We start from the raw sequence: 10,766 nt of genomic DNA, 5'->3' as shown, positions 1-10,766 counted from the left end.
GTCTCCTTCAAGGAGACCGCCCCTCGACGCCGTCCGCCTACGTCCGCCTACGTCCGCCTACGTCCGCCTACGTCCGCCGCGGCGGCCCCGTCGACCCTCGCGGCGTCAAGGACGGGGTCGGCACCTGGAAAGCGCCCCTGTGAGTCCCCTCGATCACCCCGAACAACGCCCGCGCGACCTCCTCGCCGAACTGGTGCACGTCATGGCTCATCGCCGACAGCGGCGGATGGGTGAGGCGGCACAGCTGCGAGTCGTCCCAGGCCAGCAGGGACACGTCGTCGGGGACCGAGAGACCCATCTCGGCGGCGACGGCCGCCCCGGCGACGGCCATGATGTCGTTGTCGTACACGATGGCCGTCGGCCGGTCCGGGGACATCAGGAGGCTGCGGGTGGCCCGCGCCCCCTCCTCGCCCACGAAGGCGGTGGCGACCTGCCGCCCGCCGTCGAGGCCGAGTTCGGCCATGGTGGCCTCGAACGCGGTGGCGCGGATGCCGCTGTGGCCGAGGCCGGCCGGGCCGCCGACCCTCGCGATCCGCCGGTGGCCGAGCGCCGCCAGGTAGCGGACGGCCTCGGCGGCCGCCGAGGCGTCGTCCGTCCAGACGGACGGGAACCCGCCGGTCAGTGACGGGTGCCCGACGGCCACCACGGGCATGCCGAGCGCACGCAGCGGTGGGATCCGCGGATCGTCCTGGTGGAAGTCGACCAGGATCGCCCCGCCGACCGTCCGGCTGCGCCACCACTCCTGGTAGAGGGCGGCCTCCTCGTCCAGGTCGCGGACGAGCCGGAGGAGAAGGGAGCAGGAACGTTCGGCGAGGACGTCCTCGATGCCCGAGATGAACTCCATGTAGAAGGGTTCGAGCCCGAGCAGCCGGGCCGGCCGGCAGATCGCCAGACCCACGATGCCCGCCCGCCTGCCGGAGAGGTTCCGCGCGGTCTGGTGCGGGCTCCAGCCCAGCTCCCGCGCCGCCTCGAAGATGCGTTCCCGGGTCGTCGGGGACACCCCGGGGCGGTTGTTGAAGGCGATCGAGACGGCGCCTTTCGACACCCCGGCCAGCGCGGCGACGTCATTGATCGTGACGCGCCGGCCGGGGACACCAGAGGTGGGCACACGGGAACCCGGGACGCCGGGTGTGGGGCCGGAGGCCGGCGCGCCGGGGAGTAGCCCGCCGGGGAGTGGTACGTGAGGGGTCGGGGCGCCGGGGGTCGGTACGCGAGGAGTTGGGGCGCTCACGCCGCTCCCACGCTGAACAGGGCCGCCCGTACGGCCTCCGGGTCGGCGTCCGTCCAGCCGCGCACCCCGATACGGACCTCCTCGCCGGGCAGCAGCGTGGTCAGTCCGCGGTCGGCGCTCGCCGCCGGGGCCAGCCGGTCGGCCTGGAGGAGGAGGTCGCGTACGAGCGTCCGGGCGGTGACCACCACGACCGCGGAGTCGTCCCCGGCAGGCTCGACGCGTACGTCGTAACGAGGTTTTGGATAGTCGAACTCCTTGTCGTACACCGGGAGGTGCACCGCCCGCAGGCCGTCCGCGTCGGCCACCAGGAGCTCCTTCGCCGTGCCGGGATCGGGCAGCAGCGAGGTGGGCACGACCAGCCGTACGACGGTGCGTGCCGCGGCCTCCAGGTCGAGCGCGGTCTCCTTCAGAACGGTGCCGTCGGCGTCGAGGCGGCGCAGGGTGACGGTGGTGCGCCAGGTGGTGCCGGACTGGTTGTCGAGGGCGAGGACCGGGCCGCCCTCGGTGGGTACGAGGCTGAGCAGGCGGTCGGCGTAGACGCGGCGCAGCTCGTGGTAGAGCGGCTTGAGGTGCCCGTCGCCGTCGATCGCGGCCCAGGAGCTGACCGGCCAGCAGTCGTTGAGCTGCCAGACGACCGAGCCCGCGCACACCGGCCAGTGCGAGCGCCAGTGCTCGATGCCGGCCGCGACGGCCCGCGCCTGCACGACCTGCGCGAGGTAGTGCCACCGGTCGAAGCCCCTCTCCGACTGTCCGAGGTCTCCCAAGTCACCCTCCGGCAGCCCGAAGTGGCGCTCGATCCCGCGGTTCAGCTTGCCGTTGCCGTCCTCGGCCTTCTGGTGGTGCAGCATGCCGGGGGAGTCGGGCGCGAGCGTCTCGCCGGGCAGGGCGCGGCGGAGGGTCGCGAGCGCGGGCGGGGCCTGCCAGCCGAACTCGGCGCAGAAGCGGGGGACATCGGCGCGGTACTCGGCGTAGTCCTGCCGGTTCCACACCTCCCACGAGTGGTGGGTGCCGTGCCGGGGGTCGTTGGGATGGTGGTCCCAGGAGCCGGACCAGGGGCTGCCGGCCGTGTACGGGCGGGTCGGGTCGAGCTCGGCGACGATCCGGGGCAGGACGCCGAGGTAGTAGCCCTCGCCCCAGGAGTCCCCGGCGAGCGGCTGCTCCCAGTCCCAGTCGCGGAAGCCCCAGAGGTTCTCGTTGTTGCCGTTCCAGAGGACGAGGCTGGCGTGCGGCATCAGTCGGACAACGTTGTCACGCGCCTCCGCCTCCACTTCTCCGCGCAGCGGCTGTTCCTCGGGGTAGGCGGCGCATGCGAAGAGGAAGTCCTGCCAGACCATGAGGCCCAGCTCGTCGCAGACGTCGTAGAAGGCGTCGTCCTCGTAGATGCCGCCGCCCCAGATGCGGACGAGGTCGATGTTGGCGTCGGCGGCCTGGGTGAGCCGGGTGCGGTAGCGCTCGGGCGTCACCCGGGACGGGAGCACGTCGTCCGGGATCCAGTTGACCCCGCGCGCGAAGATCCGTACGCCGTTGACGACGAAGGTGAAGCCGGTGCCGTGTTCGTCGGGGGAGCGGTCGACGGTCACCGTACGGAAGCCGATCCGCCGCGACCAGGTGTCGAGCGGGGTCCCGTCCTCGTCGAGGAGCGTGACGTCGAGCCCGTACAGCGGCTGGGAACCGTACCCCCGCGGCCACCACAGCTCCGGCTCCGGCACCTCCAGGCTGAGCACCGTCTCGTCGCCCTCGAAGGAGGTCTCGGCGACCGTGCCGGCGACGGCGGCGCGCAGCGTGAGCCGCCGCCCCGTCCCGCTCTCGGTACGCACGCTCCCGACCCGCAGCTCGACGTGGCCGGTCGTGCCGTCGACGGTGACCAGCGGGCGGACCTCGGCGAGCCGCGCGGTCGACCAGTGCTCGATCCGTACCGGCCGCCACATGCCGGCGGTGACCACGGTGGGGCCCCAGTCCCAGCCGAAGGAGCAGGCCATCTTGCGGATGTACTGGAAGGGTTCGGGGTAGACGTTCGGCCGGTCGCCGGTGAGGGCGCGGACCCGCTCGGCCTCGTCGTACGCCGAGTCGAAGCGCACCTCCAGCGGGCCGCTCCGCCCCGAGACGTCGAAGCGGTGGACGCGGTGCATGTTCCGTGTCGAGCCGAGCGAGGTGCCGGCGAGCAGGACCTCGGCGGCGGTGTCCAGGCCCTTGAAGACCAGCTCGGAGCGCTCGTGCCCGCCCGCGTGGGCGGCGAGATCCGTGACGTACGACCACGCCCGGCGGCCGACCCAGGCGACTTCGGTCTCGTTCAGGCCGAGGAAGGGGTCCGGTATCACCCCGGCGGCGAGCAGGTCGGAGTGGACACAACCGGGCACCTGGGCGGGGAGCGTTGCGCCCTCGTGGCGCAGGCTCCACCCCTCGTGCAGCTGGGTGACGTCCTTCATGGTGTGCGGCTCCAATCGCCTGGCAGTGGGGCGGGATGCGTGTACGGGCCGACAAGTTAGCCGTACGGTCACTTAACTGTCCATGAACCGGTGAAGCAGAGGGTGTGCGTACTGCTCGGAAGCCCGTCATCGGGCTTTGTTCGGCCTGGGTGGGCGACTCGTCCGGGTAACGATTGGGCATCACGCTGGAAATCAGCACTTTACCGGTTCACGACTGGCTGACATAGTGCCGTCATCCCACCGATGACCTGAGCCGTGACTTTGAAGGAGTTGGGCCATGGGGAACAAGAAGACGACCGCGCTCTCGGGCGCTGTGCTGGCCGCCGTGATGCTCGCGCTGTCGGCGTGCGGTGGCGGAGGCGGCGCTGCCACCGGCGAGGTGGCCGCTCCTCCGTCGGATCCGAAGGAGGTCTCCGGCGAGATCAAGGTCCTGACCCAGCGGACCGACCTGGTGCAGAGCGGGGCCCTGCAGAAGTACGCGGCCGAGTTCAACAAGGTCTACCCGAAGGTGAAGGTCAGGTTCGACGGCATCACCGACTACGAGGGGGAGGTGAAGATCCGCATGAACACCAACGAGTACGGTGACGTGCTCTTCATCCCCGGCGCGGTCGCCAAGAACGACTACCCGAAGTTCTTCGCCCCCCTCGGGACGACCGCGGAGCTCTCGAAGTACCGCTTCTCGGACAAGACCGAGGTGGACGGCAAGGTCTACGGCATCGCCCAGTTCGGCACCGCCAACGGCTTCGTCTACAACAAGAAGCTGTGGCAGCGGGCGGGCGTCACCGCCTGGCCGAAGACCCCGGACGAGTTCCTGGCCGGCCTGAAGGCCGTCAAGGACAAGACGGGCGTCACCCCTTATTACACCAACTTCAAGGACGGCTGGCCGCTGGTCCAGTGGACCAACAACGTCGGCGTCGTCGGCTGCGACGCCCAGGCGAGCAACGCCCTCGCCGGGCCCGTCTCGCCCTGGAAGGCGGGGAGCGAGCTGAACACCATCGACGGCCTGCTCCACGACATCGTCAAGCAGGGGCTGTCGGAGAAGGACCCGACGACCACGAACTGGGAGACGTCCAAGGCGCTCCTCGGCGAAGGCAAGATCGCCACGATGATGCTGGGTTCCTGGTCGATCACGCAGATGCAGGACGCGGCGAAGAAGGCCGGCGGCTCGGCGGAGGACATCGGCTTCATGCCCTTCCCCGTCCAGAAGGACGGCAAGCACTGCGCCGCGCTGGTCTCCGACTACCAGCAGGCCGTGAGCGTCCACTCCCACAACAAGCCGGCCGCGCGCGCCTGGGTCGACTGGTTCACCGAGAAGTCCGGCTTCGCCGAGAAGGAGGGCGTGGTCTCCGCGGTCAAGTCCGCTCCCATGCCCGCCACGCTCAAGGACTTCGTTGACAACGATGTCAGATTCTTCGACCGATCCGAGGCGAAGACCGCGGCCGTGAACGACATCGACGAGGCGTCCGAGATCGGCCTCAACAAGCAGGACTACCGCCAGAAGCTGATCGACACGGCTCGTGGCGCCGCGAAGGGCAGCCTCGAGGACTTCTTCGCCGACCTGAACAAGAGGTGGGACGAGGCGGCGAAGACCGCCGGTAGCTGATACCGGCGGAGTGGGCCCCGGCCGTACGACACCGGCCGGGGCCCCTGGACCTTCCGCAGGCGCGGACACGAAAGGCCGACATGACCGAGACAACCGACACCGCACCAGAGGGCGCCGCCATGGCAGGGCGATCCAGCAAGGACGAGACAGACGCGGGAAGCCGTGGCCCCCGCGCGGCCGGGGCCCACCGGGCGAGCCCTTCCCGCCCGGGGGACCCTTCCCACGAGGCTGACCCCCGCCCGCCCGGCCGCCGCGCGACCCGTCGTCCGGCTCGCCGCCGTCGCGCCCCCGCCACCCCGCGGACCCGGTCCTGGCGCGACTCGCCGCTGCGGCGGATCACGCCCTGGCTCTTCCTGGCGGCGCCGCTCGCGCTGCTGATCACGTTCACGTACGTCCCGGTCGCGAGCATGATCTCGTACAGCTTCACCGACTGGGACGGGGTGAGCCCGGACCGGGAGAACGTGGGGTTCGACAACTACGTCCAGATCTTCACCCGCCCCGAGCTCTTCCGGGTCTTCTTCGTCAGTGGCTACTACCTCGCGGCGTCCGTGGTCCAGATCGTCGTCGCGCTGTACTTCGCGGTGATCCTCAGCTTCAACCTGCGGTTCCGGAACTTCTTCAAGGGGATCCTCTTCTTCCCCTACCTGATCAACGGTGTCGCGATCGGCTTCGTCTTCCTGTACTTCTTCCAGGACGGCGGCACGCTCGACTCGGTCCTCGACTGGCTCGGCGTGACCACCGACCACCCCTGGCTGGGCGATCCGACCTCCGCCAACGTCTCCCTCGCGGGCGTCTCGGTCTGGCGTTTCACCGGACTGAACTTCGTCCTCTTCCTCGGCGCGATCCAGTCCATCCCCGGCGAGCTGTACGAGGCGGCCGAGCTGGACGGTGCCGGGAAGTGGAAGCAGTTCCGGCACATCATCGCCCCGAGCATCAAGCCCGTCATCAGCCTCAGCGCGATCCTGGCGATCTCCGGCTCGCTGTCGGTCTTCGAGATCCCCTACATCATGACCGGCGGCGCGACCGGCACCCAGACCTTCGTCATCCAGACGATCAAGCTCGCCTTCCAGTTCAACAAGACCGGCCTGGCCTCGGCCGCGGCCGTGGTGCTGCTCCTGATCATCCTGCTGATCACCTGGATCCAGCGCCGGCTCGTGCCCGACGACAAGGTGGACCTCGTATGACCTCCCCCGACGTTACGTCTCCCGACCTCGCGTCCCCGGACCTCAACTCCTCCGACCTCACCGCCGCCCCCGCCCGTCGGGTCCGCGGCTCCTCCCGCCGCCGGCTCCCCGTCGGCGGTGTGCTGACCTATCTGTCGCTCCTCGTGGCGTCCGCCGTCGTCCTGATCCCGCTCGCGGTCGTCTTCCTCACCTCGCTCAAGACCTCGGAGGAGGTCGGCGACGGCAGCGCGCTGTCGCTGCCGGGGAACTGGTTCAACTTCGAGAACTACGTGACGGCGTTCAACGACGGCAAGATGCTCATGGCGTTCGGGAACACCGCCTTCATCCTGCTCTTCTCCATCGGCGGGACGGTGATCATCGGCTCGATGACGGCCTACGCCGTCGACCGCTTCGACTTCCGCGGCAAGAAGCTCGTCATGGCGGGCTTCCTCGTCGCCACCCTCGTGCCCAGCGTCACCACCCAGGTCGCGACCTTCCAGGTGATCAACGGCTTCGGCCTCATCGACACCCGATGGGCCCCGATCCTGCTCTACATGGGCACCGACATCGTCTCCGTCTACATCTTCCTGCAGTTCATCCGGGGCATCCCCGTCTCGCTCGACGAGGCAGCCCGCCTCGACGGCGCCAACGCCTTCACGATCTACCGGAAGATCATCTTCCCGCTGCTGAAGCCGGCGATCGCCACCGTCGTCATCATCAAGGGGATCACCACCTACAACGACTTCTACATCCCCTTCCTCTACATGCACTCCGAGGAACTGGGGACCATCTCCACCGCCCTCTTCCGCTTCAAGGGCCCCTTCGGAGCGCACTGGGAGGCCATCTCGGCCGGCGCGATCCTCGTCATCGTCCCGACGCTGATCGTCTTCCTGCTGCTCCAGCGGTGGATCTACAACGGCTTCGCCCAGGGAGCCACCAAGTAGGCAGGCACACCAGCCACCACAGAGACAGGCGTACGAGCCGTCCATTGGGCAGGTGCACAGGTGTCAGCGCGGGGCCGGCTCCGGCGGCGGGGGAGAGGTGCTGCCGCGGGGGACGAAGTGGGCGTACCCCTCGCGGATGTCGGCGACCTCCTCGCCGTCGATCAGCGCCAGCAGGGCGGTGGCGGAGCGGGCGCCGTACGCGGGGATGTCACGGGTGACGGCCGACAGCATGGGCCGTACCACCTGGGTCAGCGGCGACTCGTCCCAGGCGACGACCGACAGGTCGGCGGGGATGGACAGTCCCAGTTCCTGTGCCACCGACATCGCGGCCACGGCCATGATGTCGTTGTCGAACATGATGGCCGTCGGCCGCCGGGGGGCGATCAGCAGGGCTCGCGCGGCGCGCGCGCCCTCCTCGCCGGTGTAGTCGGTGTGGACGACGGTGGCCTCGGGGATCCCGGCCTCCTGGCACGCCTCCGCGAGCGCCACGTCGCGGACCGCCGTGTGCGCGAGCGCGGCGGGGCCCGCCACGCGCGCGATGCGCCGGTGTCCGAGCGTCGCCAGGTACCGGATGATCTCGTGCACGCTCCCGCCGTCGTCCGACCAGACGGCCGGCAGCCCGCCGGCCACGTCCGGCGGGCCGATGGCGACCGCGGGCAGGTCGATGTCGCGGACGGCGGCGACCCGTTCGTCCTCGGAGTGCAGATCCATGAGGAAGACGCCGTCGACCCGCCGCTCGCCCCACCAGCGCCGGCAGACCTCGATCTCCCGGTCCTGGTCCGCGACCATCTGGAGCATCAGCGCGTACGAGCGCTCGGCGAGCACCGCCTCGACACCGCTGATGAACTCCATGAAGAACGGCTCCACCCCGAGCGTCCGGGCAGGCCGCCGCACGACCAGGCCGACCGCCTGCGCCCGCCCGCCGGTCAGGGCGCGGGCGGCGCTGTTGGGCCGCCAGCCCAGTTCCTCCGCGATGCTCTTGATCGCGGCGCGCGTGGCTTCCGACACCCCGGGCTGGCCGTTGAGCGCGTACGAGACCGCCACCTTCGACACGCCCGCCCGGCGTGCGATGTCAGCCATCGTCGGCCGCTTCACTGCCACCCCAGCTCCATCCTGAATCCCTAGACGCCCGACCTTACCGCCAGACCGTACGAGGGGCGGGCACGCGTCCGCGCGACCATCCGCGTACGCCACTGTGCATTCCTCCATGCCCGCCTCCTGGTTCAGCCAGGGTTTCGCAAAACTTCGGAGCGGTTCCGTCAGCGGTGGAATCGGCGGGCCCGCGCGGCGCATGCTTCTACGGGAGCACGCCGCCGTGCTCGCCCCAGGGAGCTCCCGGCCGCCCGACGGCCGCGGAACCGGGCTGCCCTCGCACGCGGCGGACCTTCGCCCTGGCCCCAGTGACGACGCCACCGGACACGTACCGCGGCGAGACCCGCGGCCGGCCCCGACGAAGGAACCCGCAGGAGCCATGAACCCTAGCCCGCCGCACCCTAGCCCGCCGCACCCTAGCCCGCCGCACCCCACGCCCCCGCACCCCACGCCCCCGCACCCCACGCCCCCGCACCCCACGCCCCCGCCCCCCACCCCGCTGAACTACAGCCCGCTGGACCACCGCTACCGCGGCGAGCATCCGATCCGTACCGTCCACTACCTCTTCCGGCCCGACCGCGCACGGCTCGCCGGAGCCGTCGCCGTCTTCTTCGCCAAGCACGCGCCCGTCTGGCTGCTCCCGCCGGTGACGGCGAACGTGATCGACGTCGTCGTCGAGCACCGGCCGATCGCCGAACTGTGGTGGAACTGCGCCGTGATGCTCACGGTCCTCCTCCTGAACCCGCCCCTGCACCTGCTGTACGTCCGCTGGATGCACGGGGCGGTCCGCCGGCTCGGCCGCGACCTGCGGTCCGCGCTCGTCACGCGGATGCAGCAGCTCTCCATCGGCTTCCACAGCCGCACCAGTTCATCGGTGCTGCACGCCAAGGTCGTCCGGGATGTCGAGACGCTGGAGACCGGACTCCAGCAGACCGCGGACAACGGCCTCACCGCCGTCGCGACGCTCGCGGGCGGCCTCGCCGTCATCGCCGTCGTGACCCCGGTCTTCCTGCCGGTCTTCCTGGTCCTCATCCCCGTCGCCGTGCTGCTCATCGGCGCCCTGCGCGCGCGGCTGGGCGAGGGGAACACCTCGTACCGGCGCTCGGTGGAGCGCATGTCCGCCTCCGTCAGCGACATGACGACCCTCATCCCCATCACCCGCGCCCACGCCCTGGAGCGCACGGCGCTCGGACGCGTCGGGCGCGAGCTCGACCGGGTGCAGCGGGAGGGGACACGGCTCGACCTGCTCAACGCCCGCTTCGGCTCCCTCTCCTGGGTCGTCTTCAACGGGCTCGGCACGGCCTGCCTCGCGGGCGCGGCGCTCGTCGCCTACTACGGGTGGACGTCGGTCACGCCGGGCGAGGTCGTCATGCTCAGCGCCTACTTCTCCACGCTCACCGGTGCCGTGACGAGCCTGCTCGCGCTGGCGCCCGTCGTGGGCAAGGCCGTGGAGTCCCTCAAGTCCGTCGGGGAGGTCCTCCAGGCGCCGGACCTGGAGGTCAACGACGGCAAGCGACGGGTGGAGTCGGTCGACGGCGCCTTCCGGTTCGAGGGCGTGGGGCTCACGCACGGCGACGCCGGCGAGCCCGCCCTGAGCGATGTGGACCTCGACGTGCCCGTCGGCACCACGCTCGCGATCGTCGGCGGCTCCGGCGCGGGGAAGTCCACCCTGCTCAACCTGGTGCTCGGCTTCCACCGCCCCACGGCCGGCCGGGTGCTCCTCGACGGGCGGGACATGGCCGAGCTCGACCTGCGGAGCTTCCGCAGATTCGTCTCCGTCGTCCCCCAGGAGTCCGTCCTCTTCGAGGGGAGCATCCGGGAGAACGTCACGTACGGCATGGAGCGCGTCGACGAGGGGACGCTGCGGCGCGCCCTGTGCGACGCCAACGCCGCAGAGTTCGTCGACGCGCTCCCGGACGGCCTCGACACGGTCGTGGGGGAGCGCGGCACCCGACTCTCGGGCGGCCAGCGCCAGCGGCTCGCGATAGCCCGGGCGCTCATCCGGGACCCGCGCGTCCTGGTGCTCGACGAGGCCACGTCGGCGCTGGACGCCCGCTCCGAGGCGCAGGTCCAGGAGGCGCTCGCCCGTCTCGTCGCCGGCCGGACAGTCTTCGTCGTGGCCCACCGCCTCTCCACGATCCGGCAGGCGGACCGGATCGTGGTGCTGGAGTGCGGGCGGGTGGTGGAGTCCGGCAGTCACCGGGAACTCCTCGAACGAGGCTCGGCCTACGCGCACCTCCAGGCGAGCCAGCTGGCCTGAGAAACCCTGTCGTACGTACGAGGGTGCCCTCCCGTCGCCGAGGACGG

Annotated in this window: 7 protein-coding genes; 4 read left to right on the top strand and 3 right to left on the bottom strand. The window is 70.7% G+C overall.

Features of this window, described 5'->3' with window-relative positions; all coding sequences use genetic code 11:
- Nucleotides 1-67: 67 nt before the first annotated feature.
- Both ACFXMG_RS36375 and ACFXMG_RS36370 read right to left on the bottom strand, forming a co-directional pair.
- Complete coding sequence (locus tag ACFXMG_RS36375) at nt 68-1,108, bottom strand: LacI family DNA-binding transcriptional regulator (RefSeq protein ID WP_383819787.1); 1,041 nt, start codon at nt 1,106-1,108, stop codon at nt 68-70.
- Nucleotides 1,109-1,227: 119 nt separating this feature from the next.
- Nucleotides 1,228-3,657: a glycoside hydrolase family 2 protein gene (locus ACFXMG_RS36370; protein ID WP_383819785.1), complete on the bottom strand. Its 2,430-nt coding sequence runs from the start codon at nt 3,655-3,657 to the stop codon at nt 1,228-1,230.
- A gap of 277 nt (nt 3,658-3,934) precedes the next feature.
- Between ACFXMG_RS36370 and ACFXMG_RS36365 the strand changes: the two genes are divergently transcribed.
- The 3 genes from ACFXMG_RS36365 (at nt 3,935) to ACFXMG_RS36355 (ending at nt 7,367) form a co-directional block, all read left to right on the top strand.
- Entirely contained in the window at nt 3,935-5,260 is a 1,326-nt protein-coding gene (locus ACFXMG_RS36365; RefSeq protein ID WP_383819783.1) for an ABC transporter substrate-binding protein, read from the top strand.
- Nucleotides 5,261-5,340: 80 nt separating this feature from the next.
- Nucleotides 5,341-6,444 carry a carbohydrate ABC transporter permease gene (locus ACFXMG_RS36360; RefSeq protein WP_383819780.1) on the top strand — a complete coding sequence of 368 codons (1,104 nt, stop codon included), beginning with the start codon at nt 5,341-5,343 and terminating at the stop codon, nt 6,442-6,444.
- Nucleotides 6,441-7,367 carry a carbohydrate ABC transporter permease gene (locus tag ACFXMG_RS36355; protein ID WP_383819777.1) on the top strand — a complete coding sequence of 309 codons (927 nt, stop codon included), beginning with the start codon at nt 6,441-6,443 and terminating at the stop codon, nt 7,365-7,367. The genes ACFXMG_RS36360 and ACFXMG_RS36355 overlap by 4 nt, the downstream gene beginning before the upstream one ends.
- Before the next feature lie 63 nt (nt 7,368-7,430).
- Here ACFXMG_RS36355 and ACFXMG_RS36350 read toward each other — a convergent pair whose 3' ends face one another.
- Complete coding sequence (locus ACFXMG_RS36350; protein ID WP_383819774.1) at nt 7,431-8,447, bottom strand: LacI family DNA-binding transcriptional regulator; 1,017 nt, start codon at nt 8,445-8,447, stop codon at nt 7,431-7,433.
- A 391-nt stretch (nt 8,448-8,838) separates the two neighbouring features.
- Between ACFXMG_RS36350 and ACFXMG_RS36345 the strand changes: the two genes are divergently transcribed.
- A complete protein-coding gene (locus ACFXMG_RS36345; RefSeq protein WP_383819771.1) occupies nt 8,839-10,719 on the top strand; it encodes an ABC transporter ATP-binding protein in 1,881 nt (626 codons plus the stop codon).
- Nucleotides 10,720-10,766: the final 47 nt, after the last annotated feature.

The sequence above is a fragment of the Streptomyces sp. NPDC059201 genome, from assembly GCF_042754585.1.
Taxonomy (GTDB): Bacteria; Actinomycetota; Actinomycetes; order Streptomycetales; family Streptomycetaceae; genus Streptomyces.
The sequence above is the reverse complement of the archived record's forward strand: the minus strand, read 5'-3'. Positions and strand labels throughout refer to the sequence as shown.

What these genes read in the sequence shown, in the direction of transcription:
- ACFXMG_RS36370 (WP_383819785.1), bottom strand. Translation starts at nt 3,657, where the DNA reads ATGAAGGACGTCACCCAGCTGCACGAGGGGTGGAGCCTGCGCCACGAG.
- ACFXMG_RS36365 (WP_383819783.1), top strand. Translation starts at nt 3,935, where the DNA reads ATGGGGAACAAGAAGACGACCGCGCTCTCGGGCGCTGTGCTGGCCGCC.
- ACFXMG_RS36360 (WP_383819780.1), top strand. Translation starts at nt 5,341, where the DNA reads ATGACCGAGACAACCGACACCGCACCAGAGGGCGCCGCCATGGCAGGG.
- ACFXMG_RS36355 (WP_383819777.1), top strand. Translation starts at nt 6,441, where the DNA reads ATGACCTCCCCCGACGTTACGTCTCCCGACCTCGCGTCCCCGGACCTC.
- ACFXMG_RS36350 (WP_383819774.1), bottom strand. Translation starts at nt 8,447, where the DNA reads ATGGCTGACATCGCACGCCGGGCGGGCGTGTCGAAGGTGGCGGTCTCG.
- ACFXMG_RS36345 (WP_383819771.1), top strand. Translation starts at nt 8,839, where the DNA reads ATGAACCCTAGCCCGCCGCACCCTAGCCCGCCGCACCCTAGCCCGCCG.